Source organism: Enterobacter cloacae complex sp. 418I7 (assembly GCF_050030705.1).
Lineage (GTDB): Bacteria > Pseudomonadota > Gammaproteobacteria > Enterobacterales > Enterobacteriaceae > Enterobacter > Enterobacter intestinihominis.
In genome coordinates this window covers 3,500,279-3,526,068 of sequence record NZ_JBLGUU010000001.1, presented here as the reverse complement: position 1 = coordinate 3,526,068, position 25,790 = coordinate 3,500,279, and the positions used below count along the sequence as shown (strand labels likewise).

The 25,790-nt window shown below is 56.5% G+C and carries 27 protein-coding genes; 11 read left to right on the top strand and 16 right to left on the bottom strand.

What is annotated here, in order from left to right:
- Positions 1-2: 2 nt before the first annotated feature.
- The 11 genes from emrA to ACQG0S_RS16865 form a co-directional block, all read right to left on the bottom strand.
- The gene (emrA, locus tag ACQG0S_RS16915; RefSeq protein ID WP_022649133.1) at positions 3-1,175 is read right to left on the bottom strand and encodes a multidrug efflux MFS transporter periplasmic adaptor subunit EmrA; all 1,173 of its coding nucleotides are present in this window, start codon (positions 1,173-1,175) and stop codon (positions 3-5) included.
- Between the two features lie 128 nt (positions 1,176-1,303).
- Positions 1,304-1,834 (bottom strand): multidrug efflux transporter EmrAB transcriptional repressor EmrR, encoded by a 531-nt coding sequence (gene emrR, locus ACQG0S_RS16910; RefSeq protein WP_017694792.1) that lies wholly within the window; start codon positions 1,832-1,834, stop codon positions 1,304-1,306.
- A 314-nt stretch (positions 1,835-2,148) separates the two neighbouring features.
- On the bottom strand, positions 2,149-3,333 hold the full coding sequence (locus ACQG0S_RS16905; protein WP_017692795.1) for an MFS transporter: 1,185 nt from the start codon (positions 3,331-3,333) through the stop codon (positions 2,149-2,151).
- A 209-nt stretch (positions 3,334-3,542) separates the two neighbouring features.
- Entirely contained in the window at positions 3,543-4,538 is a 996-nt protein-coding gene (proX, locus tag ACQG0S_RS16900; protein ID WP_048965961.1) for a glycine betaine/L-proline ABC transporter substrate-binding protein ProX, read from the bottom strand.
- Between the two features lie 9 nt (positions 4,539-4,547).
- Positions 4,548-5,612 carry a glycine betaine/L-proline ABC transporter permease ProW gene (gene proW / locus ACQG0S_RS16895; protein ID WP_022649132.1) on the bottom strand — a complete coding sequence of 355 codons (1,065 nt, stop codon included), beginning with the start codon at positions 5,610-5,612 and terminating at the stop codon, positions 4,548-4,550.
- Positions 5,605-6,807 carry a glycine betaine/L-proline ABC transporter ATP-binding protein ProV gene (proV, locus tag ACQG0S_RS16890; RefSeq protein ID WP_022649131.1) on the bottom strand — a complete coding sequence of 401 codons (1,203 nt, stop codon included), beginning with the start codon at positions 6,805-6,807 and terminating at the stop codon, positions 5,605-5,607. The genes proW and proV overlap by 8 nt, the downstream gene beginning before the upstream one ends.
- 333 nt (positions 6,808-7,140) lie before the next feature.
- Complete coding sequence (gene nrdF, locus ACQG0S_RS16885; protein WP_022649130.1) at positions 7,141-8,100, bottom strand: class 1b ribonucleoside-diphosphate reductase subunit beta; 960 nt, start codon at positions 8,098-8,100, stop codon at positions 7,141-7,143.
- 9 nt (positions 8,101-8,109) lie between these two features.
- Positions 8,110-10,254: a class 1b ribonucleoside-diphosphate reductase subunit alpha gene (gene nrdE, locus ACQG0S_RS16880; protein ID WP_023306802.1), complete on the bottom strand. Its 2,145-nt coding sequence runs from the start codon at positions 10,252-10,254 to the stop codon at positions 8,110-8,112.
- Positions 10,227-10,637 carry a class Ib ribonucleoside-diphosphate reductase assembly flavoprotein NrdI gene (gene nrdI / locus ACQG0S_RS16875; RefSeq protein ID WP_022649128.1) on the bottom strand — a complete coding sequence of 137 codons (411 nt, stop codon included), beginning with the start codon at positions 10,635-10,637 and terminating at the stop codon, positions 10,227-10,229. Before nrdI ends, nrdE begins: the two co-directional genes overlap by 28 nt.
- Positions 10,634-10,873 carry a glutaredoxin-like protein NrdH gene (gene nrdH / locus ACQG0S_RS16870; protein ID WP_017382770.1) on the bottom strand — a complete coding sequence of 80 codons (240 nt, stop codon included), beginning with the start codon at positions 10,871-10,873 and terminating at the stop codon, positions 10,634-10,636. The genes nrdI and nrdH overlap by 4 nt, the downstream gene beginning before the upstream one ends.
- A 243-nt stretch (positions 10,874-11,116) precedes the next feature.
- Positions 11,117-11,443 carry a DUF883 domain-containing protein gene (locus ACQG0S_RS16865; RefSeq protein ID WP_017382769.1) on the bottom strand — a complete coding sequence of 109 codons (327 nt, stop codon included), beginning with the start codon at positions 11,441-11,443 and terminating at the stop codon, positions 11,117-11,119.
- A gap of 158 nt (positions 11,444-11,601) precedes the next feature.
- On the opposite strand from ACQG0S_RS16865, the gene ACQG0S_RS16860 reads away from it, so the two are divergent.
- Positions 11,602-11,946, top strand: coding sequence for a DUF2002 family protein (locus ACQG0S_RS16860; protein WP_006811693.1), 345 nt, complete (start codon positions 11,602-11,604; stop codon positions 11,944-11,946).
- A 32-nt stretch (positions 11,947-11,978) separates the two neighbouring features.
- Here ACQG0S_RS16860 and alaE read toward each other — a convergent pair whose 3' ends face one another.
- A complete protein-coding gene (gene alaE, locus ACQG0S_RS16855; protein WP_022649127.1) occupies positions 11,979-12,428 on the bottom strand; it encodes an L-alanine exporter AlaE in 450 nt (149 codons plus the stop codon).
- A gap of 497 nt (positions 12,429-12,925) precedes the next feature.
- Between alaE and stpA the strand changes: the two genes are divergently transcribed.
- Complete coding sequence (gene stpA / locus ACQG0S_RS16850; RefSeq protein ID WP_022649126.1) at positions 12,926-13,330, top strand: DNA-binding protein StpA; 405 nt, start codon at positions 12,926-12,928, stop codon at positions 13,328-13,330.
- A gap of 37 nt (positions 13,331-13,367) precedes the next feature.
- Here the strand turns inward: stpA and ACQG0S_RS16845 are convergent, their stop codons facing one another.
- Both ACQG0S_RS16845 and ACQG0S_RS16840 read right to left on the bottom strand, forming a co-directional pair.
- The gene (locus ACQG0S_RS16845) at positions 13,368-13,547 is read right to left on the bottom strand and encodes a hypothetical protein (RefSeq protein WP_006811690.1); all 180 of its coding nucleotides are present in this window, start codon (positions 13,545-13,547) and stop codon (positions 13,368-13,370) included.
- A gap of 82 nt (positions 13,548-13,629) precedes the next feature.
- Complete coding sequence (locus ACQG0S_RS16840) at positions 13,630-14,148, bottom strand: rhodanese family protein (protein ID WP_032625926.1); 519 nt, start codon at positions 14,146-14,148, stop codon at positions 13,630-13,632.
- A 179-nt stretch (positions 14,149-14,327) separates the two neighbouring features.
- Between ACQG0S_RS16840 and ACQG0S_RS16835 the strand changes: the two genes are divergently transcribed.
- Entirely contained in the window at positions 14,328-14,486 is a 159-nt protein-coding gene (locus tag ACQG0S_RS16835; protein ID WP_003862203.1) for a YqaE/Pmp3 family membrane protein, read from the top strand.
- Here the strand turns inward: ACQG0S_RS16835 and ACQG0S_RS16830 are convergent.
- On the bottom strand, positions 14,483-15,412 hold the full coding sequence (locus ACQG0S_RS16830; RefSeq protein WP_032625925.1) for a LysR substrate-binding domain-containing protein: 930 nt from the start codon (positions 15,410-15,412) through the stop codon (positions 14,483-14,485). The genes ACQG0S_RS16835 and ACQG0S_RS16830 overlap by 4 nt on opposite strands.
- 320 nt (positions 15,413-15,732) lie before the next feature.
- Here ACQG0S_RS16830 and ACQG0S_RS16825 point away from each other — a divergent pair, with 320 nt between their 5' ends.
- From ACQG0S_RS16825 to ACQG0S_RS16795, 7 genes are all read left to right on the top strand, one after another.
- Positions 15,733-16,338 carry an ankyrin repeat domain-containing protein gene (locus ACQG0S_RS16825; RefSeq protein ID WP_169441263.1) on the top strand — a complete coding sequence of 202 codons (606 nt, stop codon included), beginning with the start codon at positions 15,733-15,735 and terminating at the stop codon, positions 16,336-16,338.
- 108 nt (positions 16,339-16,446) lie between these two features.
- Complete coding sequence (fdrA, locus tag ACQG0S_RS16820; RefSeq protein WP_032625914.1) at positions 16,447-17,988, top strand: acyl-CoA synthetase FdrA; 1,542 nt, start codon at positions 16,447-16,449, stop codon at positions 17,986-17,988.
- Positions 17,988-19,403: a DUF1116 domain-containing protein gene (locus ACQG0S_RS16815; protein WP_023298441.1), complete on the top strand. Its 1,416-nt coding sequence runs from the start codon at positions 17,988-17,990 to the stop codon at positions 19,401-19,403. Before fdrA ends, ACQG0S_RS16815 begins: the two co-directional genes overlap by 1 nt.
- 11 nt (positions 19,404-19,414) lie before the next feature.
- The gene (locus tag ACQG0S_RS16810) at positions 19,415-20,995 is read left to right on the top strand and encodes a xanthine permease (RefSeq protein ID WP_426750617.1); all 1,581 of its coding nucleotides are present in this window, start codon (positions 19,415-19,417) and stop codon (positions 20,993-20,995) included.
- Complete coding sequence (locus tag ACQG0S_RS16805; RefSeq protein ID WP_023306797.1) at positions 20,992-21,948, top strand: carbamate kinase family protein; 957 nt, start codon at positions 20,992-20,994, stop codon at positions 21,946-21,948. The genes ACQG0S_RS16810 and ACQG0S_RS16805 overlap by 4 nt, the downstream gene beginning before the upstream one ends.
- Position 21,949: 1 nt before the next feature.
- On the top strand, positions 21,950-23,329 hold the full coding sequence (locus ACQG0S_RS16800; protein ID WP_063137597.1) for an amidohydrolase family protein: 1,380 nt from the start codon (positions 21,950-21,952) through the stop codon (positions 23,327-23,329).
- A 125-nt stretch (positions 23,330-23,454) separates the two neighbouring features.
- A complete protein-coding gene (locus ACQG0S_RS16795; RefSeq protein WP_048965956.1) occupies positions 23,455-24,186 on the top strand; it encodes a class I SAM-dependent methyltransferase in 732 nt (243 codons plus the stop codon).
- Here the strand turns inward: ACQG0S_RS16795 and ACQG0S_RS16790 are convergent.
- Positions 24,183-24,785 (bottom strand): short chain dehydrogenase, encoded by a 603-nt coding sequence (locus tag ACQG0S_RS16790; RefSeq protein ID WP_023298436.1) that lies wholly within the window; start codon positions 24,783-24,785, stop codon positions 24,183-24,185. The two genes, ACQG0S_RS16795 and ACQG0S_RS16790, sit on opposite strands and share 4 nt — an antisense overlap.
- Positions 24,786-24,882: 97 nt before the next feature.
- On the opposite strand from ACQG0S_RS16790, the gene ACQG0S_RS16785 reads away from it, so the two are divergent.
- Positions 24,883-25,770 carry a LysR substrate-binding domain-containing protein gene (locus ACQG0S_RS16785; RefSeq protein WP_048965955.1) on the top strand — a complete coding sequence of 296 codons (888 nt, stop codon included), beginning with the start codon at positions 24,883-24,885 and terminating at the stop codon, positions 25,768-25,770.
- The last annotated feature ends 20 nt before the right edge of the window (positions 25,771-25,790 follow it).

Below are 25,790 nucleotides of genomic sequence, written 5' to 3'. Positions count from 1 at the left end.
GCTTAACCGGCGTTTGCCTTCACGATGTCATCGATCAGCTTATTGACCGGATCGAGGCTAATTTCACGGGCGTTACTTTCATAAGCTGGCGTGCTGCGCACCTGGCTTGCGAGGATCTGACCGTCGCGGTTGGCGGTATCGACCGTCACCAGCGTGGAAAGGCCAATTCGCAGCGGATGGTCTGCCAGCTGCTTAGGATCCAGCTCGATACGTACAGGCAAGCGCTGTACCACTTTGATCCAGTTGCCGGTGGCGTTCTGTGCAGGCAGCAGGCTGAAGGCGCTGCCGGTCCCCATGTCCAGACCGACTACTTTACCGGTGTACTTCACGTCATCGCCGTAGATATCGCTGACCACGGTTGCGGTCTGGCCGATACGCATATGCGCCAGCTGGGTCTCTTTGAAGTTCGCGTCCACCCACAGGTTGTTCGCCGGAACGACCGCCATCAGCGGCGTGGTGGTGCTAATTTGCGCACCCGGCTGCACGGAACGACGGGAAACGTAACCGGTCATCGGGCTGACGATTTTGGTACGTTGCAGGGCAAGCCATGCGTTACGCACTTCGGTCGCCGCCTGTTTCACCGCCGGCTGGTTTTCCAGAGAGGTGCCCAGCACCATCGCCTGGTTGGCGTTGTACTGTTGGATCGCCACGTCCAGCTGCGCCTGTGCGCTCGCCACCGCATCGCGGGCGTGCTGCAACTCTTCACGGCCAATCAGGTTGGCGGTGCCGAGAGGAACACGACGCTTGAGGTCGCTCTGCGCCTGGGCCAGGGCCGTTTTCTGCACGTCGATATTGGCCTGAAGCTGTTTGCTGTTGATCATCAGCTGGCGGGTCTGGCGAACGCTGGAGGCCAGCGCCGTCTGTGCTTTTTCAAACGCCTGTTGGGCGTCGGTCGGGTCGAGCGTGACCAGCACATCCCCTTTTTTCACAAAGTCGGTGTTGTCAGCCCAGACTTTCGTGACGCTGCCTGACACCTGCGCCATGATTTGAACCTGATTCCCTGCCACGTATGCATCGTCTGTCTCTTCAACATGACGCAAGACTAAAAACCAATAGATCCCATATGCCACGGCAATAATAATAAAGAGCAAGGTCAGCAGAATAAGGGCGCTCTTACGTTTGCCCTTCTTGTTGACCGGTTGCTGCGGGGGGGTGTTCTCCGCATTTGCGCTCATTGTTGTTCTCCACGATCTTTTTATTTTCACATCGGCTGAGCCGACCTGCTGTCAGAAAGGCCAGCAGTTTCACGTGCTGGCCTGTCAGTTTTTCTTTTGCAATCTGGAATGTTGAGCGGATCGTCGCGTTAGCGCAGCGCCTCAAGAATGACGCCATCTTCATCCATCTGGTCCAGACGGGTGAGCAGCTTGCGAGTAATGTGCTCAAGCTGGTCGCGCTCGGCGGTGCTGAGGGCAGACCAAAGCTGGTGCAGGCAGTTATGCTGCGGTGGCAGCACTTCGCGCAGGAATTCGTGACCTTTCTCGGTCAGTTGCAGATGCAGGCAGCGGCGATCGTTATCGCTCTCACGGCGCTCTATCCAGCCGCGCTTCTCCAGCTCATCAGCAATACGGGTTGCATTGGTACGGGATGAACCCAGCGCGCAGCTCAGTTCAGACGGCTGAATGCTGTGGTTTTCCTGAGACTCAAGCGTAATCAACGCCATAAACAACGTCTCGTTAATCCCTTGCGCTTTCAGCATCTTGTTACGATTTTCCAGCAGCTTACCCTGCATGTGCATGCACAGGCGGGTCAGCAGGATCTCCTGATACGGGAAGTCCTCATGACGACTGGCGCGGAACTTAAGCATTTGTTCAATGGGCGTAAACGAACTATCCATTTTGGGCATAACCTCATTAATTACAGCCGATATAGTAACGATAGTGACAAATAATGTAAATGAATTATTTGTGCGGTTATATCCGCCAAACGTATGTCACCATCAGAAAGCGCCGGGTAAATCCGTGACCCGGTGAGCACAGAAAGTGTGGGGTGTGTACCCGCGAAAGAGGGGATGTGAGGACAGGGGTCTGAACTATTCATGCCGGTAGTAAATATGTCACCCACAGTAAAATTTCTGGGATAAATGATTACCGTTACCTTAACAGATGCAGGCCCCCTTTACACCCCAGGGGGCCCAAAGCAATGTAAAACTTAGTGAATTGCTTCCTGGCGGTGATAGCCGCGCCACCATACCAGCAGATTTATCGCCGCCACGATGGCGCCGATTGCGCACACGCCCGTCCAGCCCGCATGCTGCCAGGCGGAGGCTGAGATTAGCGAGCCCGCCGCGCCGCCGATAAAGTAGCTGGTCATGTACCCGGCCGTCAGACGGTTACGGGCGTCTGGTTTCACGCGGTAAATCACGGTCTGGTTGGTGATATGAACGCCCTGCACGGTGAGGTCGAGTACCAGAATACCGACAATTAGCGCCAGCACTGAGACGTGTCCGTACCAGATAGCCGCCCATGAGAGCAGGAGTAAAACCAGCCCTGCGGAGGTGGTCATATGAGATTTACCTTTGTCGGCCAGGCCACCCGCCGGGCGCGCGCCCAGTGCGCCAGCCGCGCCTGCCAGCCCGAACAGGCCAATCACGCCTTCTGAGTAGTTAAACGGCGGCGCGGCGAGCAGAAACGCCATCGACGTCCATAAGATGCTGAAGTTGGCGAAGGTGAGACACCCCAGAACGGCGCGTGTGCGCAGGAGTTTATCCCGGGTGAAGAGGCTGAAAACGGAGGCGAGGAGCTGCGGATAGTTCAGGTGATTCTCCTGCTTCACCTTTGGCAGGCCGCGCCACAGGGCCAGCGCCATGATAACCATCAGTACGCTTGCCACCCAGTAAACGGTGCGCCAGCCGCCGAGGCTCGCCAGCAGCCCGGCAACGGTTCGCGCCAGCAGGATGCCCAGCAGCAGGCCGCTCATAATAGTGCCAACCACTTTGCCGCGTTTTTCCGGGGAAGCCAGCGTCGCCGCGAGGGGAACCAGAATTTGTGCCACCACCGAGAACAGCCCCGTCAGCGCGGTACCGATAATCATCATCGTTAACGACTGGCTGCTGGCGGTGATCAACATCCCGCCTGCGGCCAGCAACGTCATGGAGACGATAAGCATCCGGCGCTCAAACATATCGCCTAATGGCACCAGGAACAGCAGCCCGGCCGCATAGCCGAGCTGCGCAGCGGTGACGATAAAGCCGGCGGAGCTGGCTGAAAGATCGAAAGCACGCGCGATAGTATCAAGCAGAGGTTGCGCGTAATAGTTGCTGGCGACGGCCAGTCCCGTTGCCACGGACATTAAAAGGATGAGTGCGGGGCTAAGCCCTTGAGTTGTTTTTGTCATTTGTTTCAGGAATCGTAAGTTAAGTGATTATTTTTCCGGAAACATAATAACCAATGATTGTGAATGTTGGGGGATTGTTACGTGGTGGATTGTGCGGTTTAGGTTGGGTGCGGTTTGATCCCCTCACCCTACCCCTCTCCCCAAAGGGGAGAGGGGATTTTATACACCCTCTCCCCTTTGGGGAGAGGGCAGGGTGAGGGGTAGTATTTTTACTTCTGCGCCTCAAGCGCCTCTTTTACCCAGCCATCGAACTGCTGCTGGTGGGCTTTGATCCAGCCATCCACGTGGCCTTTGATATCAGCTTCGGATGATTTACCCGCGTGCATCATCGCGTTCTGGGCGTTAATGTCTGCCAGCGGCAGTTTCATCACCGAGAACAGCTTCGCCGCCGCCGGGTTTTTCTCGGCCCAGGCTTTGTTCGCCACGATATGCATGGTATTCACCGGGAAGCCATAGTTCATGCCGTTTGGCAGTTTGGTGTCGATATCTTTCTGCTCGCCCGGCAGGGAGGAGAAGGGCACCTGCAACCACACCACGTCTTTGCCCGGCTTCAGCACGTCGCTCACCCAGTACGGCGTCCAGGTGTAGTAGATCACCGGCTTGCCTTCTTTAAAGCGGGCGATGGTATCGGCCATCATCGCAGAGTAATTGCCGTGGCTCACGTCGACGGTCTTCGCCAGATCGAAGGCTTTGTTCTGGTGGTTAATCACCGCTTCACAGCCCCAGCCCGGCGAGCAGCCCATCATGTCGGCTTTGCCGTCACCGTTGGTATCAAAGAGTTTGGCGATCTTGGGATCTTTCAGCTGTTCAATATTGGTGATGTGATACTTATCGGCGGTTTTCTTGTCGATCAAATATCCCTGCGCAGCGCCGGTCACAAAGGTGCCTTCGTGGTAGAATTTCTTGTCACCGCCTGCGGCGGCATACATATCGTCGTGCAGCGGCTGCCAGTTCACGGCGGTAAAGGTGGCATCGCCGGAGGCAATAGAGGTATAGCCCACGTTGTAATCCACTTCACTGGCGGTATTCACCGTATAGCCCAGTTTCTCCAGCGCACGGCTGACAATCTGGGTCTGGAAGGACTCTTCCGAAATGGTGCTCTGCACCGGCTGCACGGTAATGCCTTTGCCCGGCAGGTCAGCGGCAACTGCGCTGGTGGAGACAAGGGTCGCAAACGCTGTGGCAAAAAGTACGTTATGTCGCATCGTTGTTCCTTATTTTGTGAATGGGCGGGTGAGTAACCCGACAGGGCCGGTGGTATACCAGCGACGGTTGCCGCGACTGCGTGAATCACGACCGACAGCCTGGGTCAGGCGGTCAAGAATGATGGCGAGGATCACAATCCCGACGCCACCGACGGTCGCCAGCCCCATATCGAGACGGCCAATGCCGCGCAGTACCATCTGACCTAACCCGCCAACGGCAATCATTGAGGCGATCACCACCATCGACAGCGCCAGCATCAGCGTCTGGTTAACACCTGCCATAATGGTCGGCATCGCCAGCGGAAGCTGAACCTTAAACAGCATCTGACGCGGGCTGGCGCCAAACGAGCGTGATGCCTCTATCAGATCCGCAGGCACCTGGTTAATGCCCAGAATGGTCAGGCGAATAATCGGCGGCAGGGCAAAGATAATGGTCACGACCACCCCCGGTACGTTACCGATGCCGAACAGCATCACGATAGGCACCAGGTAAACGAACGCTGGCGTGGTCTGCATTGCATCCAGCAGCGGGCGGATAATTTTTGCGGCCCGCGGGCTGCGCGCCAGCCAGATCCCCATCGGCAGGCCGATCGCCACGCAGAACAGCAGGGCGGTCAGCACCAGCGCCAGGGTGATCATCGCCTGAGACCACGCGCCAATCGCGCCGATGGCAATCAGGGAGATCAGCGTGGCGATCCCCATACCCGCGCTGCCGAACTGCCATGCGATCAGCGAGAACAGGATAATCGCCACCGGCGCGGGCATGCCCAGCATCAGCTGCTGGAAGCCGTTCAGGATGTAATCCACCGGGATACGGATCCCCTGGAACACCGGACGGAAGTGGGTAACGACCCAGTCGATCCCCTCCGTTACCCAGCTATCCAGCGGGATCAGCGTCTTGTGGAACGGATCCATAATATTGAAATGCTCTGGGGCAGGCGCCGGTGCGCTGTTGAGCCAGTCTGCCGCGCCGCCGCCATCGGCAGGCGCAGGCGTCGACCCCCACGCATCGGCAGATTGCGCCGCGCTGTCCGCTGCTTCAGTGGTGCCCCATGGGTTTGATTGATCAGCCATTGTTTGTCCCCTCGCGATCTAAAGCCTGTAGCAGCATCCGTTTTGAGATGATGCCAACGTACTGTTGTTCTTCACCGACAACCGGCACGGCGCACGGCGCCTGACCCACGTGAGAGAGCAACTCGCTGAGCGGCGTTTCGGCGTCCACGGCAAGCGGAGCGTCAATCAACGCCGCATCGATTCCCTGGTTTTCGCTCAGGGCGGTTTTCAGGGAGTCGATGGAGACAACGCCGACAAATTTATTGCCGCGTTCAACCAGATAACCGTATTCACGGTCTTCGTCCTGCAACAGCTTCAGCGCGGAGCGCGGACCAAAACCTGGCGTTTTTCGAATAATGCCGTTTGGTGTTCGGCGGGCAATATCTTTCGCACTGAATACGTGGCTAATATCCACGCCGCGGAAGAAGGTGCGCACATAATCATTCGCCGGATTATTGAGAATTTCATCCGGTGTGCCGACCTGCACCACTTCACCATTTTGCATAATGGCGATACGGTCGCCAATACGCATGGCTTCATCCAGATCGTGAGAAATAAAAACAATGGTGCGCTGATGTTTGGCCTGTAATTTTACCAACTCATCCTGCATCTCGGTGCGAATTAAGGGATCGAGCGCCGAGAAGGCTTCGTCCATTAATAAAATATCCGGATTAATCGCTAATGCGCGCGCTAATCCCACGCGCTGACGCATACCGCCGGAGAGCTCATCCGGATACGCATGAGCATAATTTTCCAGCCCGACCTGACGCAGTGCATCAAGGGCTTTTTCCTGACGTTCCTGAGCGGGCGTGCCGGCTAACTCCATGCCAAAGGCGGTATTATCGAGTACCGTCATGTGCGGCATCAGTGCAAATGACTGAAACACCATCGCAATTTTCTTTCTGCGCACCTCGCGGAGTTCCGCGTCTGATATTCTGGCGATATCAACGCCGTCAATCAGCACCTGTCCGCGGGTGGGTTCAATCAGGCGATTGAGAAGGCGAACCATAGTGGATTTACCCGAACCGGATAATCCCATGATGACAAAAATCTCGCCTTCTTCAATGGCCAGACTGGCGTCTTTAACGCCAAGCGATAGCCCGGTTTTTTCCAGAATTTGCTCTTTCGAAAGGCCTTTCTCAATATATTTGAAAGCACGCTGCGGGTGCTCGCCAAATACTTTATAAAGATTTTTCACTTCTAATTTAATTGCCATGCAATAGAGAGTGTCCTGTTATTTGTTTATGTCGATATGATTACCATGGTAAATAGTTAACTGGCATTACCCTAACATACTCAGAATCTGAGACAACCCTGGACCTGCCTGAGGTCGGAATTTTACCGCAAGCGAAACGGCTGAATTTCCCATGAATAAAGGGCTGAGGGCGCTTTGAATTTTTCTCAATTTTTTGCTACTGCATGGGAGAATTTCGCCTGAATCGGTGTGATTCAGGCGAATATGAAGGGGAAATTACAGTGTAGTACGTAGTGGAATATTCGGCTGGAAATAATGAAATGTAGAGTTAATTAATGAACGTTAATTCATTCATTAAAAATCCCAGTCCTCGTCTTGCGTCTCCACCGCTTTACCCATCACGTACGACGAGCCGGACCCGGAAAAGAAGTCGTGGTTTTCATCGGCGTTGGGCGACAGCGCCGCGAGGATCGCCGGGTTCACTTCCGCCATTTCCGGTGGGAATAACGCTTCGTAGCCCAGGTTCATCAGCGCCTTGTTGGCGTTGTAGCAGAGGAAGGCTTTTACGTCCTCTTCCCAGCCCGTTCCGGCGTACAGCTCCTCGGTATAGCTCAGCTCGTTGTCATACAGATCCATCAGTAAATCGAGGGCAAAACCTTTGAGTTCCTCGCGTTTTTCCGGGGTGACTTTCTCCAGTCCTTTCTGGTACTTATAGCCGATGTAATACCCGTGTACCGCTTCATCGCGGATGATGAGGCGAATCAAATCGGCGGTATTAGTGAGCTTGCCCCGGCTCGACCAGTACATGGGCAGCCAGAAGCCGGAATAGAAGAGAAAAGATTCCAGGAACACGCTGGCGATCTTCTTCTTCAGCGGCTCGTCGGCCCGGTAATATTCCAGCACCAGATCTGCCTTGCGCTGCAATGACGCGCTCTCTTCGCTCCAGGCGTAGGCCGCGTCCACGTCTCTGGTCTGGCACAGGGTGGAGAAAATCGAGCTGTAAGAGCGGGCATGGACCGCCTCCATAAAGCTGATATTCGACATTACCGCCTCTTCGTGCGGGGTCAGCGCATCACTCATCAGCGCGGGCGCACCCACGGTATTCTGAATGGTGTCCAGCAGCGTCAGGCCGGTAAAGACGCGGATTGTCAGCTGCTGCTCGGCATGGCTCAGGGTTTGCCAGGCCGGAATATCGTTGGAGAGCGGCACCTTTTCCGGCAGCCAGAAGTTGCTGGTCAGGCGGTTCCAGACCTCCAGGTCTTTATCATCCTGAATTTTGTTCCAGTTAACGGCGCTTACGCGTGACAGTTTCATCCTTTCTCCTTACAGCGCGCAGGACACGCAGCCTTCAATTTCGGTACCTTCCAGCGCGAGCTGGCGCAGGCGAATGTAGTACAGCGTTTTGATGCCTCTCTTCCAGGCGTAGATCTGCGCTTTATTGATATCCCGCGTGGTGGCGGTGTCCGGGAAGAAGAGCGTCAGCGACAGCCCCTGGTCCACATGTCTGGTCGCCTCGGCGTAGGTATCAATGATCTTTTCCGGGCCGATCTCATAGGCGTCCTGGTACAGAGCCAGATTCTCGTTAGTCATAAACGGGGCAGGGTAGTAGACGCGGCCGGTTTTGCCTTCCTTGCGGATTTCAATCTTCGACACGATCGGATGGATGCTCGAGGTGGCATGATTTATATAGGAAATGGAGCCGGTTGGCGGAACCGCCTGAAGGTTCTGGTTATAGATGCCGTAGTGCATCACATCCTCACGCAGCTGTTGCCACATCTCACGCGTCGGCAGGGTGATGCCGGCGCGGTCGAAAAGCGCGCGTACTTTTTCGGTTTTCGGCTGCCAGTCGCCTTCCAGATACTGGCTGAAATACTCTCCGCTGGCGTAGCGGGACTGCTCAAAGCCTGCGAACCGCTGGTTGCGTTCGCGCGCCAGCAGCATCGAGGTATGCAGCGCATGCCAGGTGATGGTATAGAAATAAAGGTTGGTGAAATCCAGCCCTTCCGGGCTGCCGTAGGCGATACCCTCCCGCGCCAGATAGCCGTGCAGGTTCATCTGCCCAAGGCCGATGGCATGCGACGCGGCGTTGCCCGCCTCAATGGACGGTACGCTGCGGATGTGGCTCATGTCCGATACCGCCGTCAGCCCGCGAATGGCGGTCTCTACCGTGCGGCCAAAATCGGGGGAATCCATGGTGTGGGCAATATTCAGCGAACCGAGATTGCAGGAGATATCTTTGCCGATATCCGCGTAGTCGAGGTTCTCGTCGTAACTGGACGCGCTGTTGACCTGCAAAATCTCCGAGCACAGATTGCTCATGTTGATGCGCCCGGCAATCGGGTTGGCGCGGTTCACCGTATCCTCGTACATGATGTACGGGTACCCGGACTCAAACTGAATTTCGGCCAGCGTCTGGAAAAAGTCGCGGGCGTTAATGTATTTCTTACGAATGCGCTCGTCCGCCACCAGTTCGTCATACAGTTCGCTGATGGCCACATCGCCAAAGGCTTTGCCGTAGATACGCTCGACGTCATACGGTGAGAAAAGCGCCATGTCGGCATTTTCTTTGGCCAGCTTAAACGTGATATCCGGGATCACCACGCCGAGCGACAGGGTTTTAATGCGGATCTTTTCGTCGGCGTTTTCACGTTTGGTATCCAGAAAACGCAGAATGTCCGGATGATGCGCGTGCAGATAAACCGCGCCCGCGCCCTGACGTGCGCCAAGCTGGTTGGCGTATGAGAAGGCATCTTCCAGCATCTTCATCACCGGGATGACGCCGGAGGACTGATTTTCGATGCGCTTGATCGGCGCGCCCGCTTCCCGCAGGTTCGAAAGCAGAAATGCCACGCCGCCGCCGCGTTTCGACAGCTGTAGCGCCGAATTCACCGCACGGCCAATCGACTCCATATTGTCTTCAATACGCAGCAGGAAGCAGGAGACCAGCTCGCCGCGCTGGGCTTTGCCGCAGTTAAGGAAGGTTGGCGTGGCAGGCTGGAAGCGGCCTGAGAGGATCTCCTCCGTCAGCCTTTCGGCCAGAGCTTCATCGCCCTGCGCCAGCGTCAGGGCTACCATCACCACCCGATCTTCAAAGCTTTCTAAATAGCGTTTGCCGTCGAAGGTTTTCAGGGTGTAGCTGGTGTAATACTTCCACGCGCCGAGAAACGTCTGGAAGCGAAAACCACTGGCGTGCGCCCGTTCAAACAATGCCACCGCGAAGGCGCGGTCGTAGCGGGTCAGGACGCGCTCTTCGTAATAACCCTCTTTTACCAGCCAGTCGAGACGTTCCTGCTGGCTGCCAAAGACGACGCTGTTCGGGCGTACATGAGCGGCAAAAAAGGCGTCCACCGCCTCACGATCTTTGCCAAACTGAATGCGCCCCTCCCGGTCATAGAGGTTTAGCATGGCGTTTAATGCATGGTAATCCGGCGTCGCCTGAATCACGCGCTCTGCGGTTGTCGTTGCCAAAATTCGTTCACTCCTTTACGCACGTTCTCTACGTCCTGCTGTGTCCCCATCAGTTCAAAACGATAGAGATACGGCACGCCGCATTTTTGAGAGATGACATCCCCGGCGCGGGCAAAGGCCTCGCCGAAGTTACGATTGCCTGCCGCGATCACGCCGCGAATCAGCTGCCGGTTATGGGGATCGTTCAGAAAGCGGATCACCTGACGAGGCACAGCCCCCGCGGTGCCGCCACCGCCATAGCTGGGCACTACCAGAATGTAGGGTTCGTCTACCTGAATACGCTCCCGCTCGTTCAGCGGAATGCGAATCGCGGGCAGCCCGAGACGCTCCATAAACCGAAGCGTGTTTTCCGAGCTGCTGGAAAAGTAGACCAGCCTGCTCATGCACTGACGCCCTGAGCGGCAAGGCGGTTGATCATGTCCGGACGAAAGCCAGACCAGCTGGTGTCGCCGGCAACCACAACCGGAAGCTGACGGAAACCCTGCGCCCGCAGGGTGTCTGCCGCGTCAGGCACCTGATCTATATTGACCATCTCAAATGCCACGCCGCGGCTCTCCATCGCCCGTTTCGTGGCGTGGCACTGAACACAATCGTTACGAGTGTAAATAATAATGCTCATGATTCGTATTTCCATTTATAATGAGAGAACGGCGCGAGTAAACGCGTCATGTTGTGTCTGTCTTGCTAAAAGGAATACTAGATGTAGTTGAGATAACTTTCAACCACACAAGATATGGGAAATTCAGATTGATAAGGCCCCAATGATGAGCCTGGCGGGGCAGGGCGGACTGCGCGGGTTTTTCAGGCTTTCAGGCAAAGAAAAGCCCCGGCGCCTGAGGCTACCGGGGCTGAGAACGCGTGCTTACTTACGCAGGCTAAGCAGGGCGCCGACAAAAATCCCGACTGCCGCGACCGTTCCCAGCGTACACAGCGGTTTTTCACGTACGAAGGTGGTGGCGCAGCTGGCCATATCGCAGGCCGCCTGAGTGGTACGTGAGCGGCCATTCATCCTTGCGCGCGTTTCACGCAGCAGAGACTGAGCCTTACGTTTCGCGGCATCTGCTTCATCCTTCGCGTCAGAGCCCCAGGATTTCAATACGGCTTCCAGCGTGTCCGCTAATTGGCTGACATCGTTACGAATATCCTGGGTGTCGTCGTTAATATCGTTTCGGTTCGGTCTGTTAAACATACGATCCTCCATAATTTGTGTTCCCGTTTAGTTTAGTCCAGAAATGTAATATCTGAAGCGAGTCACGGCTTATCGGGCAGTTTATGGAATATTCTGAAAGCCCTGCTAATGCTGAATACTGTAAGGTTGCCCGGCAGGTATGATAATGAGGAAAAGATATGTATTTACGACCCGATGAGGTGGCGCGCGTTCTTGAAAAAGAAGGGTTCACCATGGATGAGGTAACATCAAAAGCGTACGGATATCGCCGTGGTGAGAATTATGTTTACGTCAACCGTGAAGCAAGAATGGGGCGTACTGCTCTCATTATTCACCCGACACTCAAAGACAGAAGCCTGTCATTTGCTGAGCCCGCCTCGGATATTAAAACCTGCGATCATTATCAGCAATTTCCGCTCTATTTAGGCGGCGAGACGCATGAACATTATGGTATTCCGCACGGTTTCAGCTCGCGTATGGCGCTGGAGCGTTTCCTGAAAGGGCTGTTTGGCGACGTACAATAACTCAGCGACTGGCATGAGCCAGTCGCCTTATCTTACGCTTTTGCCTGACTATAAGGGCTGACTTTAAACAGGCGGCGGCAGTAGTCAAGGAAGTAACCGTACACCGCACCCATCAGCATAGATACCACGATATTTGAACTTACCGCGGCGGCGATTTGATGCCAGTCTGCGCCCACCGTCAGCAAAATAACCACATACACCGGGGACTGGAACGTCACGTAAGCCAGCACGTCCGCCAGGTTTTTTACCCAACCTGCCGGGCTAATACGCCGGGCGAAACGCATCACCGCATCGCGATACATTCCGTACGGCCAGGCAATCATGATATTCACCGGAATGGCCACCAGGCGCGATGAGAGGGACTGCTCAAAGGTCATTCCGGACAGGAAAATTTCAATCAGCATGTTTACGACGGAACAGTAAACGACCATCGCGAACGTATCCGCTACCGCATGGCGCAGGCGAGACTGCGGTGAGAACATGTCTGAACTCCTCGAACAGGACAAAAAAGTGGCGTTTTTACCTGCGGCGTTTAGTGCTTTAGGTTGGTTTGTTTTGAGTGTATAGCGTATCCCTCTGGCTTTTAACTAACAAGTAGTGATTAATTTTTATTTATGGACGCTTTGTCCATAAAATTCTCTAAAGTTGGCTGTTTTTTGTGCGAGTCGTTATTTTCTTTCCCATCCACCGTTTTATTAAACGAAATCAGACTATTAGCTTATCTGAGCAAGCGTATAACGTTTGTTATTCGGAGGATGCCGGGCGGTTTTTTGAACGGCTTTAAACAGGGATTTTTGACCAGGTGCAGGACGGAATATTACGCATTAAAACTGACAGGTAATTCGGGGTTATATTAACGGGATATTCTAAAACATTTACAATAATGTCAAAACGACAGAGTGGGTAGATATCAGAACAAAAATCAATTATTCTGTTGCTTGATTTATGTTATACACACGAAGAAAGGTTTCTCATTATTATGGCTTTAACGTTACAGAATCTTAATAATATCCGTACCCTCCGGGCGCTGGCGCGTGAATTATCCATGGATGTTCTGGAAGAAGTGCTGGAAAAAGTTCGGATTGTCACAGAAGAAAAACGCAGCGAGCAGGCTGAATTAGAGCGCCAGCGCGCTGAACAGCAGGATAAAATTAATGCTCTGCTGGAACTGATGAAGGCAGACGGTATTTCCCCGAGCGATCTGTTAGGCGGAGAACTGGCTCATGCGGGCCAGCCGGCTAAAAAACGTAAAGCGCGTGCGGCGAAATATCGTTTCATCGACGCGAACGGTGAAGAGAAAACGTGGACCGGTCAGGGACGTACGCCAAAGCCAATTGCGAACGCACTGGCAAACGGTAAATCGCTGGATGATTTCCTGATCTGATGATTATTCGGGCGGTGTATTCCGCCCGATTATTGACTTAGCAGACGCCAAAGTCACCTTCTTCGGAGTACAGAACTACGTCCGCCGCTTTCAGGTGATATTTCTCGCCCTGCTCATTGCTGGCCTGCACGGCCACAATGTTTTCACCATTTACTTCGAGCACTTTCAGTTTCGGACCGCCCTGACGCGGTTGGACATAATCACCGACAGAAAACATAGCACCTCCTCATCATTGTCACGATCTTCACCATAGCCCACGTCCGGGGCGGGGTACAGCCTAATCTTTCAGATACCCCTTATCAGGTACGTCGGTTCCACGGCATCACTTTCAGCAGTCGCGCCATACCGCAAAAACCTGTCACTCCGGCGAACAGCAGCCCGGCGCCCACAAAACCGCTTAGCAGGAAAAAGCCGCTGGAGACGCTGTAACCCAGCACCACGCCGCAGAGAATCAGCAGCCCGGCGGCGATCTGCACCTGACGCATCAGCGGAAGCGGCTGCGATTTATCTTCAACGGTCAGCAGCCCGGCCTGCTTCCAGCCCTGAATGCCTCCCTCAACCACAAAGGCGTTCGCAGGGGACGCTGCCCGGGCAAGACGAGCATCATTGTTTGCGGTTCTTGCGCCAGACTGACAGTGGAAAATCACCGTTTCTCCCGGCGCTGCGTTAAGCCCGCCGGGTAACGAATCCAGCGGAATGGAGTGCGCCACTGGAATATGCTCGCGGGCATACTCGTCGGGGTCGCGAATATCGATAAGTTTGGCGCCTTCAGCAATAAGCGCGTTTGCCTGCTGCGGCGAAATAAGAGGAAGAGACATTGTGTTTCCTTACGGTCAATTTCAGAACAGTAGAGCATTTAAGGCAGGGTTTCAGCCAGTGTAAAGAGGGTAAAGGCAGGTAAAAGCGCGAGAGACGAATGGCAGTTACCCGTAAACTGGCTACGCTTAGAGAAGTGTCTTTTATAATTTTCAATTGGTTAGCTTGCACGGAGTTATTTATGGGTTTTTGGCGCGTTGTTTTTACGATTATTCTCCCGCCGCTGGGCGTGCTGCTTGGCAAGGGACTGGGCTGGGCGTTTATCCTGAACATCCTTCTGACCATCCTGGGTTACTTCCCGGGTCTTATCCACGCGTTTTGGGTTCAGACGAAAAGCTAGGTACGCCACAATAGATCACTGTAGATCCGGGTCAGCGCGCCCTCGGGGCCAAACTGCTGTTTGATCCAGCGCGTGACCTGACCGGTCGCCGCATGCTGCGTGGCGAGCAGCATGCGCGAGTCCTGGCGCGGATTATTGATTCGCCGCTTTACCAGCAGCCCGTCCTCCACCGCCTCACGCGTCATATACTCCGGTAAAAATCCAATACCTTCCCCCAGGATCTGACACTGACATTTGGTGTTAAAGTCCGGTACCAGAATCGCCTCCTGACCGTGAAGCAGCCAGCCGACCTTCTTGTTGATGGTATGCGCGGTGTCCTCGACCATGATATTGGGATACAGACGCAGCTGACTTTCGGAAATGGGCTCCGGGGCGAACGCCAGCGGATGCGTGGGCGCGATGGCAAATACCCAGCGGATCGCGCCTATCTCGGTGTAATCGATGCCTCCGCCATCCAGCAGCGTATCCGGCGCGCCAATGGCGATGTTGGCCTGATTATTAATGATGGAATCCCAGACGCCGTTATACACCTCGGTCGTCACCGTGATTTGGCAGGTAGGAAACTGTTTTTTCAGCACCTGGAGCAAACGCGCGGTATGGCGTGGCGTATACAAAAGCTGATTAATGCAGATGCGCACCCGCGTCTCAATGCCCTGCGAAATGGTATCAATCCCGCGCTTGATGGCATGAAAGTCATTCAGCAGGTCGGTCGCTTTACGATAAAAATAAAAACCGGATTCGGTCAGCTCAATGCTGCGCGTGTTGCGTACAAACAGCACCACGTCCAGCCCGGTCTCCATACGTTTGATGGTGTAACTGATGGCGGAAGTGGTCACGCCCAGCTCGGCAGCCGCTTTGCTAAAACTGCCAAAGCGTGCCGCGGTGGTGAAGGCCAGCAAATTCTCTTCGGTAAAGATGGAATTCATATTATGGCTCCTGGTTACCATCAGTTTTGAACATATTTTAACACCGGCGTTACATCATAGTTGATGTCGGTCACAGTTCTGGATTTTTACGTAGGGCCGCGCTGTGTAAGGCTTTTTCATTCATAAGGATAATGCAGCCCGAGGCGCGTAAAAGCGGTAAACCATAAGAAAAAGGTTGCACAGACGCACGTTTTTGCCGGACTGTTGAATTTAACTCAACAATGAATTGCGTGTCGATGAATCATTTTTAAGCGGATTCTTTTATGACCAGGCTGTTGCTATTCTCAGGTCATCAGAAGTGAAACATAGGGAGTCTGAATATGTCTGCAACTGCACTGGTTACAGAATTTTTGCTGGCGGCAGAAGAGGGTAATATCGACGCGCTAAAAGCCTGCCTGGAAAAAGGCGTGGATATTGACGCGACCAACCGCCAGAAAAGAACCGCCATTATTATTGCCAGCCTGAAAAAGCATTACGCCTGTGTGGAATTTTTAATTGCCGCCGGGGCGGATATTGATAAACAGGACCAGACCTGTTTTAACCCCTTCCTGATCGGCTGCCTGACCAATGATTTAACCCTGCTGCGCATTGTCCTTCCGGCGGATCCGGATCTCGACCGTCTGACGCGCTTTGGCGGCGTGGGCATTACCCCTGCCAGTGAAAAAGGGCACGTTGAAATCGTGCGCGAGCTGCTGGAAAAAACCGACATTAACGTCAACCACACCAATTTTGTCGGCTGGACGCCGTTGCTTGAGGCCATCGTGTTAAACGACGGCGGCGCAAAGCAGCAGGAAATTGTGAAGCTGCTGCTGGATCACGGCGCGAATCCGCACATGACTGATAAATACGGCAAAACCCCGCTCGAACTGGCGCGGGAAAAAGGCTTCAACGCGATCGCAGACCTGCTGCTGGCGGCAGGCGCATAGCGCATTCGGTCAGCCTTCCCCTGGCTGGCCGTGAATCAAAAAACGCATTGTTACCGACGTGCATTTAGCACGACGGCGGCCCCCTTTTATCTTAAACAGGTGAAAATAATGCCAACCAAAATCGTCATAAAAAAGAATACGTATTTCGATTCGGTTTCCTTAATGTCGGTTTCCACCAAAGCCAATAAATTGCCGGGCGTCGAGCAGGCGTTTGTGGCGATGGCGACGGAAATGAACAAAGGGGTATTAAAAAACCTCGGGCTATTAACGCCGGAATTAGCGGACGCGAAAAACGGCGACCTGATGATCGTTATTAAAGGCGACGCGGCGAATGAGGAAACCCTTGCCGCCATTGAAGCGTTATTCACGCGTAAAGAGAGCGCTGGCTCCCATGAAGCACGCTACGCGACAATTGCCAGCGCCAAAACCCATCGTCCGGACAGCAACCTTGCGGTGATATCCGTCAACGGCACCTTCGCCGCCCGCGAAGCGCGCCAGGCGCTGGAAAACGATCTCAACGTAATGCTGTTTTCCGATAATGTGTCGCTCGACGACGAGCTGGCGCTGAAGCAGCTGGCGCATGACAAAGGATTGCTAATGATGGGGCCGGACTGCGGCACCGCCATTATCAACGGCGCGGGGCTGTGCTTTGCCAACGCGGTACGTCGCGGGCCGATTGGCATCGTTGGCGCCTCCGGCACCGGTAGCCAGGAGCTGAGCGTGCGCATTCACGAGTTCGGCGGCGGCGTGTCGCAGCTGATCGGCACCGGCGGGCGCGATCTCAGCGAGAAGATTGGCGGCCTGATGATGCTCGACGCCATCGACATGCTGGAGGCGGACGACGCGACCCGGGTGATAGCGCTCATCTCCAAACCGCCTGCACCCGCGGTGGCAGAGAAAGTGCTGGCCCGGGCACGCGCCTGCCGCAAACCTGTGGTTGTGTGCTTCCTGGGCCGCAACGAACCGCCAGCCGATGAAGACGGCTTGCAGTTTGCTCGTGGCACCAAAGAGGCGGCCCTGAAAGCGGTGCTGCTTACCGGCATTAAAAAAGACTCCCTGGATTTACATCCGCTCAACTGGCCGCTGATCGAAGAGGTGCGCGCCCGCCTGACGCCGCGGCAGAAGTACATTCGCGGCCTGTTCTGCGGCGGCACCCTGTGCGACGAAGCGATGTTTGCCGCGCTGGAGAAGTTTGACGATGTTTACAGCAACATCCAGCCGGATCCGGCCAGGCGTCTGAAGGACATCAGCGTCAGCCAGGCCCACACCTTCCTTGATTTCGGTGACGACGATTTCACCAACGGCAAACCACACCCGATGATCGACCCGACCAACCGCATCAGCCGCCTGCTACAGGAGGCGCGCGATCCGCAGGTGGGCGTCATCGTGATGGACTTCGTGCTGGGCTTTGGCGCACACGAGGATCCGGTGGGGGTGATGATCGAGGCGATCAAAGAGGCACAGGCAATCGCGAAAGCCGACAACCGTCCGCTGGAAATTCTCGGCTACGTGCTCGGCACCGATCAGGATCCGCAGTCGCTGGCCCAGCAGTGCCAGCTGCTGACCGACGCAGGCGTCATCTGGGCCAGCAGCAGCACCAATACCGGATTACTGGCACGCGAATTTGTCTGCAAAGGGGAGAGAGCATAATGACGACCTTATTCAACCAACCGCTGAACGTGATTAACGTCGGGATTGCGATGTTCAGCGACGACCTCAAAAAACAGCACGTTCCCGTGACCCAGCTCGACTGGACGCCGCCGGGGCAGGGCAATATGCAGGTGGTGGACGCGCTGGATCGGCTGGCGGAAAAACCGCTGGCGGAGAAAATTGCCGCCGCGAACAACATTGCCCTTGAGCGCATTATTCAGTCCCATCCGGTGCTGGTGGGCTATGACCAGGCCATCAACGTGGTGCCGGGCATGACTCGCACCACCATTCTGCACGCCGGTCCGCCTGTTACCTGGGAAAACATGTGCGGGGCGATGAAGGGCGCGGTTACCGGCGCGCTGGTGTTTGAAGGGCTGGCGACGGATCTGGAGGACGCCGCAAGGCTGGCGGCTTCCGGGAAGATCACCTTCTCGCCGTGCCACGAGCACGACTGTGTGGGCTCTATGGCGGGCGTCACCTCCGCGTCGATGTTTATGCACATCGTTGAGAACAAAACCTACGGCAACCGCGCCTTCACCAACCTCAGCGAGCAGATGGCGAAGATCCTGCGCATGGGGGCCAACGATCAGAGCGTGATCGACCGCCTGAACTGGATGCGCGACGTGCTCGGCCCAATGCTGCGCGACGCGATGAAGATTATCGGCGAAATCGACCTGCGACTGATGCTGGCCCAGGCGCTGCACATGGGCGACGAGTGCCACAACCGCAACAACGCGGGCACCACGCTGCTTATTCAGGCGCTGACGCCGGGGCTGATCCAGGCGGGCTATCCGGTGGCGCAGCAGCGTGAAGTGTTCGAGTTTGTCGCCAGCAGCGACTACTTCTCCGGTCCGACGTGGATGGCAATGTGTAAGGCCGCGCTGGATGCCGCCCACGGCATTGAGTACAGCACCGTCGTCACCACCATGGCGCGCAACGGCTACGAGTTCGGCCTGCGCGTCTCCGGCCTGCCGGGGCAGTGGTTCACCGGCCCGGCGCAGCAGGTGATCGGCCCGATGTTCGCGGGCTATAAGCCGGAAGACTCCGGGCTGGATATCGGCGACAGCGCGATTACCGAAACCTACGGCATCGGCGGCTTTGCGATGGCGACAGCCCCGGCAATCGTGGCGCTGGTGGGCGGCACGGTGGAGGAAGCCATCGATTTCTCCCGCCAGATGCGCGAAATCACTCTCGGCGAAAACCCGAACGTCACCATTCCGCTGCTGTCGTTTATGGGCATCCCGTCCGCCATCGACATCACGAAGGTCGCGGGCAGCGGCATTCTGCCGGTCATTAATACTGCCATTGCCCATAAGGACGCCGGTATCGGCATGATTGGGGCGGGCATCGTTCACCCGCCGTTTAGCTGTTTTGAAAAGGCGCTGTTAACCTTCCGCGATCGCTACGTTCTATAAGGTATGCATCCATGAAAAACATGAAACTGGAGTGGAAAAGAGGTGACTGGGCAGCTTATTTCGGGTTGATGACCAACAACCTGACCAATTTGCTGACCATGATGGGGTTGCTCATTTTTGTCGTCGGCATCCCGAAGGAGATTGTTTATGGACGCATCGCGCCAGCCTTCGGGCTGGCGGTGCTGGTGGCGAGTCTTTGCTATACGTGGTTTGGCCTGCAAATGGCGCGCGCCACCGGACGAACGGACGTCACTGCGCTGCCGTCCGGCCCGAGCGCGCCGTCGATTTTTACCGTGACCTTCCTGGTCTTAATGCCGGTTTACCAGCAAACCGGCGATGCGGATTTCGCGATTCAGATTGGCCTGGTGTGGTGCTTTGTGGAAGCGATGATCCTCGCGGGCGGTTCCTTCCTGGGGGAAACCATCCGCAAGATGATCCCGCGTACCGTGCTGCTGTCGTGCCTGTCCGGTCTTGGCCTGCTCCTGCTGGCGATGAACCCGATGTTGCAGGCGTTCGAAGCGCCGACCGTGTCGTTTATCGTCCTGCTGCTGATCTTCATTAACTGGTTCGGTAAAAAGCCGATTTTCGCCCGCATCCCGACCGGCCTGCTGTTGTTGATTGCCGGTACTCTGCTTGCGTGGATCTCCGGCCTGCAAAGCCCGGATGCCATTAAAGCGTCCATGTCATCCTTCGGCTTTAACCCGCCGGAAGTGCATGTGGACAGCTTTATGCAGGGGTTGCCGCATGCGCTGCCGTATCTGGCGTCCGCCGTACCGCTGGGGCTGGCGAACTACATCTTTGACCTGGAGAACATCGAAAGCGCCCACGCGGCGGGGGATGAATACCCGACCCGCAAGGTAATGCTGGCGAACGGTCTGGCCTCCATGCTCGGCTGCCTGATGGGCAATCCGTTCCCGGTCACGGTCTACGTCGGCCATCCTGGCTGGAAAACGATGGGCGCCAGCATCGGCTACACCCTGGCGTCCGGCGTGACCATGTTCATCGTGCCGCTGTTCGGGCTGGGGGCCTTTATGCTCGCCATCATCCCGATGACCGCCATCGTGCCGATTCTGGTGTTTATCGGCGTCGTCACCGCCAACCAGGTGGTGAGGGAAACCCCGAAAGTGGAGGTGCCCGTCATCTTCATCTGCCTGTTCCCGTGGATCGCCAACTGGGCGCTGACCATGATGAACAGCGTGATGAGCGCGGCGGGGACCAGCGCGGCGAAAATTGGCACCGACGTGCTGCACAGCAAGGGGATCTACTACGAAGGCCTGATGCATCTCGGCAACGGCGCGCCGCTCGCCAGCATGCTCTGGGGCTGTATCGCCATCTTCGCCATCATCAACAAACCGCTACGCGGGGCCGTCGCCGCCGCAGGAGGCGCGCTGCTGGCGCTGTTTGGCGTGATCCACGCCCCGGTGGTGGGCTTTGCCGAGGGCAGTTCCCTGATGTTCGTCACGGCCTACCTGATGATGGGCGGGATGTTTGTGGTGAAGCATGTTCTCGATATCTCTGTTAATCCCCCTCTCCCAGTGGGAGAGGGCCAGGGTGAGGGCGCCAGAACGCACCTTCTAAAGGAAACAAAATGAAAGAGCTTATGGTCGTTGCCATCGGCGGCAACAGCATTATCAAAGACAACGCCAGCCAGTCGATTGAGCATCAGGCGCAGGCGGTCAAAGCGGTGGCTGAGTCGGTGCTCGAAATGCTGGCCTCGGACTATGACATCGTGCTCACCCACGGCAACGGCCCTCAGGTGGGGCTGGATCTGCGCCGCGCCGAGATCGCCCACGAGCGGGAAGGGCTGCCGCTGACCCCGCTGGCAAACTGCGTGGCAGATACCCAGGGTGGGATCGGCTACCTGATCCAGCAGGCGCTCAACAACCGCCTGGCGGCGCGCGGGGAACAAAAAGCGGTCACGGTCGTCACGCAGGTGGAGGTGGATAAAAATGATCCTGGCTTTATGCACCCGACGAAACCCATCGGCGCGTTCTTCAGCGAGGCGCAGCGCGACGAACTGCAACTTGCGCATCCGGACTGGCATTTTGTCGAGGATTCAGGCCGGGGCTATCGCCGCGTGGTGGCTTCACCGCAGCCGCGGCGCATTGTCGAGGCGGACGCCATCAAGGCGCTGACGCAGAAAGGATTTGTGGTGATCGGCGCGGGCGGCGGAGGCATTCCTGTGGTGCGCAGTGACCAGGGCGATTATCAGAGCGTGGACGCGGTGATAGATAAAGATCTCTCCACCGCGCTGCTGGCGCGCGAGATCGGCGCCGACGTGCTGGTGATCACCACCGGCGTGGAGAAAGTGTGCGTTAACTTCGGCAAGCCGAACCAGCAGGCGCTGGATACCGTCAACGTGGCGCAGATGACGCGCTACAGGGATGAAGGCCACTTCCCGGCGGGCAGCATGCTGCCGAAAATCGTCGCTTCGCTGGAATTTTTACGCCATGGCGGCAGGCGCGTGATCATCACCTCGCCGGACTGCCTGCCCGCAGCGCTGCGCGGTGAAACGGGTACCCACATTGTTAACGAAGGAAGATAAGATGAGTGAGAATAAAAGCCGCCGCGAGTTTATTAGCCAGAGCGGTAAAATGGTTACCGCCTGCGCGCTGTTTGGCGCCACGGGTTCTGTCGCGTATGCTGCCGATTCTGCTAAGGCAACCTGCGAGACGGGTAAACCGATGAACATCACCGCAAAACATTACTATCTCGATAACGTGCTGCTGGAAGCCGGGTTTAACTTCGACGGCAGCGTGGTGACAAGTACCCGCACCGAGCTGAAAACGCTTGAGATAAAAGACGGGAAAATCGTCGCCCTGCGCGATAACAACAGCCACGCCGACGCGGCCCTGCCGCACTTCGATGCGGGCAAAAAGCTGATGCTCCCGGCGATGCGCGATATGCACATCCATCTGGACAAAACCTTCTATGGCGGCCCGTGGCGCTCCCTGAACCGTCCGGCGGGTACCACCATTCAGGACATGATCCGCCTGGAGCAGAAGCTGCTGCCGGAATTACAGCCTTACACGCAAGAACGCGCCGAAAAGCTGATCGACCTGATCCAGTCCAAAGGGTCCACCATCGCCCGCAGCCACTGCAACATAGAGCCGGTTTCCGGCCTGAAAAACCTGGAAAATTTGCAGGCGGTACTGGCGCGCCGAAGCCCAGGTTTTGACTGTGAAATCGTTGCCTTCCCGCAGCACGGTCTGCTGCTCTCCAACTCTGAAAAGCTGATGCGCGAGGCGATGCAGGCCGGAGCGCACTACGTGGGCGGGCTGGACCCAACCAGCGTCGACGGCGCGATGGAGAAATCCCTCGACACCATGTTCCAGATTGCGCTGGATTACAACAAAGGGGTGGATATTCATCTGCACGAAACCAGCCCGGCGGGCGTGGCGGCGGTGAACTACATGGTAGAAACCGTGGAGAAAACGCCGGCGCTGAAGGGGAAGCTGACCATCAGCCACGCCTTCGCGCTGGCGACGCTTAACGAACAGCAGGTGGATGAGATCGCCACCCGCATGGCGGCGCAGCAGGTGACCATCGCCTCCACCGTGCCGATTGGCACCCTGCACATGCCGTTGAAGCAGCTGCGTGAAAAAGGCGTGTTTGTCATGACCGGTACCGACAGCGTGATTGACCACTGGTCCCCGTACGGTCTGGGGGACATGCTGGAGAAAGCCAACCTCTACGCCCAGCTCTATATTCGCCCGAACGAACAGACGCTTTCGCGGGCGCTGGGCATCGCCACCGGCGACGTGCTGCCGCTGAACGACAAAGGTGAGCGCGTGTGGCCTAAAGCGCAGGACGACGCCAGCTTCGTGCTGGTGGATGCCTCCTGTTCCGCCGAGGCCGTGGCGCGTATCTCTCCGCGTACCGCGACGTTCCACAAGGGGAATCTGGTCTGGGGCTCTGTGGGCTAATGTGGTGCCGGGTGGCGCTGCGCTTACCCGGCCTACGGTTCGGAGATTTTGTAGGTCGGGTAAGGCGAAGCCGCCACCCGACAATGCAGTATACTGCTATGCACATTCTTAAAGAGGGATCTGCCATGGCACAAAACATCTACGACAACCCGGCATTTTTTGAAGGCTATGCCCAGCTTCCGCGCTCGGTTCAGGGCCTGAACGGCGCGCCGGAGTGGCCCGCGCTCAAGGCAATGCTGCCAGATTTAACCGGTAAAGCGGTTGTCGATCTCGGCTGCGGCTACGGATGGTTCTGTCGCGCAGCGCGCGAGCTGGGCGCTTGCGACGTCACGGGCGTCGATATCTCTGAAAAGATGCTCGCCCGCGCGGTAGAATTGACGGATGACACGCAGATCCACTATCAGCGTAGCGATCTGGAATCTCTTCAGCTTCGCGAAAACAGTCTCGATCTGGTCTACAGCTCGCTGGCGCTGCACTATCTGCCGGAACTGGATGCGTTATTCGCCAGGGTGCAGCGTGCGCTTAAACCCGGCGGCAGCCTGGTTTTCTCGATGGAGCACCCGATTTATACCTGCGCTACCCGTCAGGGCTGGCTCACCGACGACAACGGTGAGCGGTTCTGGGGCGTGAACCATTATCAGGACGAAGGCAAGCGCGTCAGCAACTGGCTGGCAGAGGGGGTAATCAAATACCACCGCACGCTGGGTACCACGCTTAACGCGCTGATCAAGGCCGGATTGACGATAAGTGAAGTCAATGAGTGGGGACCAACGCAGGCGCAGGTTGACGCCTGGCCCGCACTGGCCGAAGAGGCGGAACGCCCGATGCTGGTGCTGATCGCCGCCCGTAAGGCTTAATAGCCGACTTTATATACCCGCCCGCTCTGTACCCCTTCCACGCTGCGGCGGTAGGCCTGCGCAACGGTCGCAGCGGGAACGCTTTCAAAGCCCGGGAAGAAGCCATCATATGCTTCGACGGATTCCGTCAGCACCGTCGGGCTGATCAGGTTAATGCGGATCCCGCGCGGCAGTTCACAGGCCGCTGCGCGCACAAACCCTTCCAGCGCCGCGTTTACGGTGGTGGCATTGACGCCCTGAGCAATCGGTTCGTGCGCCACAATCCCGCTTATCAGCGTGATCGAGCCGCCTTCGTTCAGGAAGTGCTGGCCGGTCAGCGCCAGACGAACCTGCCCCAGTAGCTTATCCTGCAAGCCCCGGTTGAACTCGCCGTCGGTCATGGTTGCGAGCGGGCCGAAGTGTACCCCACCGCTGGCGGAGACAATCGCATCCACCGGGCCGATCTTTTCGAACAGCGCCTGTACGCTCGCCTGCGAGGTGATATCCACCTGATGCTCGCCCTGCGTGCGACCCACGCGGATCGTCTCGTGGCGTTGGCTTAACTCTTCTGTGACTGCACGACCGACCGTACCGCTGGCACCAATAATGACGATTTTCATAGCAGACTCCTTATGTTGTGAGCCTTCATTCTTTAATAAATAAAAACTCAGATAAACTGGGCTAACGTTAGAAGATTACTAACCAGAGGTTTGGAATATGGATAAGCTTCGCGGGATGGAGACGTTCATCGCGGTAGTGGAAAGCGGCAGCTTCACCGGCGCGGCGGCCCGGCTGGAGATGTCGGCGGTGATGGTCGGGAAGTATATTGCATTGCTGGAATCGCAGCTCGGCACGCGGCTACTGGAACGCAACACCCGACGCCAGAGCCTGACCGACGCCGGACGCGTTTATTTCGAAGAGGCCAGGCGCGTGCTGGAGCAGGTCTCCATTGCTGAAAACGCAGTTGAACGTCTGCGAGCCACGCCCGCCGGCACCCTGCGCGTGACGGCACCCACCTCGTTTGGCGGCTGCGTTATCGCGCCTCTGACGGCCACGTTTTTACAGCGCTACCCGCAAGTGCGCATCGAACTGGATCTCACCAACCGAATGGTGGATCTGGTGGAGGAAGGGATCGATCTGGCCATTCGCATCGGGGAGATCCGAAATGAGGATCTGGTGGCGAAATACCTGTGTCCCTACAACATGACGATCTGCGCCGCGCCGGAATATCTGGCGCGTCACGGTACGCCGCAAACGCCAGCCGATCTGGTGGATCACCTGTGTCTGTCGCACACGGTATGGACGGCGCGTAACGAGTGGCGGCTGCCCGGTGTGGAAGGCGAGGTGCGCTGGAAGCGTGATGCCGTCTTACGATGCAATGACGGCTACGGCTTACGCATGGCGGCGCGAGCCGGGGCAGGACTATTGCTGCAACCGGAAGTGCTGGTGGCTGAAGAGCTGGCAAACGGCAGGCTGGTTCGGGTTCTGGAAGCGTTTACGCCCGCGCCGAGGCCGGTGCATTTATTGTGGCGCCAGGATTTGCGTCCGCTGCCTAAGCTAACGGAATTTATTGCCCATATTCTGCTAAGATTGGGCACAATATAAAAAAAGAAGGTAAGTAAAGA

Bases quoted from the DNA above. Each gene is read 5' to 3' on its own strand.
- emrA (WP_022649133.1), bottom strand. From the start codon at position 1,175: ATGAGCGCAAATGCGGAGAACACCCCCCCGCAGCAACCGGTCAACAAG.
- emrR (WP_017694792.1), bottom strand. From the start codon at position 1,834: ATGGATAGTTCGTTTACGCCCATTGAACAAATGCTTAAGTTCCGCGCC.
- ACQG0S_RS16905 (WP_017692795.1), bottom strand. From the start codon at position 3,333: ATGACAAAAACAACTCAAGGGCTTAGCCCCGCACTCATCCTTTTAATG.
- proX (WP_048965961.1), bottom strand. From the start codon at position 4,538: ATGCGACATAACGTACTTTTTGCCACAGCGTTTGCGACCCTTGTCTCC.
- proW (WP_022649132.1), bottom strand. From the start codon at position 5,612: ATGGCTGATCAATCAAACCCATGGGGCACCACTGAAGCAGCGGACAGC.
- proV (WP_022649131.1), bottom strand. From the start codon at position 6,807: ATGGCAATTAAATTAGAAGTGAAAAATCTTTATAAAGTATTTGGCGAG.
- nrdF (WP_022649130.1), bottom strand. From the start codon at position 8,100: ATGAAACTGTCACGCGTAAGCGCCGTTAACTGGAACAAAATTCAGGAT.
- nrdI (WP_022649128.1), bottom strand. From the start codon at position 10,637: ATGAGCAGGCTGGTCTACTTTTCCAGCAGCTCGGAAAACACGCTTCGG.
- nrdH (WP_017382770.1), bottom strand. From the start codon at position 10,873: ATGAGCATTATTATTTACACTCGTAACGATTGTGTTCAGTGCCACGCC.
- ACQG0S_RS16865 (WP_017382769.1), bottom strand. From the start codon at position 11,443: ATGTTTAACAGACCGAACCGAAACGATATTAACGACGACACCCAGGAT.
- ACQG0S_RS16860 (WP_006811693.1), top strand. From the start codon at position 11,602: ATGTATTTACGACCCGATGAGGTGGCGCGCGTTCTTGAAAAAGAAGGG.
- alaE (WP_022649127.1), bottom strand. From the start codon at position 12,428: ATGTTCTCACCGCAGTCTCGCCTGCGCCATGCGGTAGCGGATACGTTC.
- stpA (WP_022649126.1), top strand. From the start codon at position 12,926: ATGGCTTTAACGTTACAGAATCTTAATAATATCCGTACCCTCCGGGCG.
- ACQG0S_RS16845 (WP_006811690.1), bottom strand. From the start codon at position 13,547: ATGTTTTCTGTCGGTGATTATGTCCAACCGCGTCAGGGCGGTCCGAAA.
- ACQG0S_RS16840 (WP_032625926.1), bottom strand. From the start codon at position 14,148: ATGTCTCTTCCTCTTATTTCGCCGCAGCAGGCAAACGCGCTTATTGCT.
- ACQG0S_RS16835 (WP_003862203.1), top strand. From the start codon at position 14,328: ATGGGTTTTTGGCGCGTTGTTTTTACGATTATTCTCCCGCCGCTGGGC.
- ACQG0S_RS16830 (WP_032625925.1), bottom strand. From the start codon at position 15,412: ATGAATTCCATCTTTACCGAAGAGAATTTGCTGGCCTTCACCACCGCG.
- ACQG0S_RS16825 (WP_169441263.1), top strand. From the start codon at position 15,733: ATGTCTGCAACTGCACTGGTTACAGAATTTTTGCTGGCGGCAGAAGAG.
- fdrA (WP_032625914.1), top strand. From the start codon at position 16,447: ATGCCAACCAAAATCGTCATAAAAAAGAATACGTATTTCGATTCGGTT.
- ACQG0S_RS16815 (WP_023298441.1), top strand. From the start codon at position 17,988: ATGACGACCTTATTCAACCAACCGCTGAACGTGATTAACGTCGGGATT.
- ACQG0S_RS16810 (WP_426750617.1), top strand. From the start codon at position 19,415: ATGAAAAACATGAAACTGGAGTGGAAAAGAGGTGACTGGGCAGCTTAT.
- ACQG0S_RS16805 (WP_023306797.1), top strand. From the start codon at position 20,992: ATGAAAGAGCTTATGGTCGTTGCCATCGGCGGCAACAGCATTATCAAA.
- ACQG0S_RS16800 (WP_063137597.1), top strand. From the start codon at position 21,950: ATGAGTGAGAATAAAAGCCGCCGCGAGTTTATTAGCCAGAGCGGTAAA.
- ACQG0S_RS16795 (WP_048965956.1), top strand. From the start codon at position 23,455: ATGGCACAAAACATCTACGACAACCCGGCATTTTTTGAAGGCTATGCC.
- ACQG0S_RS16790 (WP_023298436.1), bottom strand. From the start codon at position 24,785: ATGAAAATCGTCATTATTGGTGCCAGCGGTACGGTCGGTCGTGCAGTC.
- ACQG0S_RS16785 (WP_048965955.1), top strand. From the start codon at position 24,883: ATGGATAAGCTTCGCGGGATGGAGACGTTCATCGCGGTAGTGGAAAGC.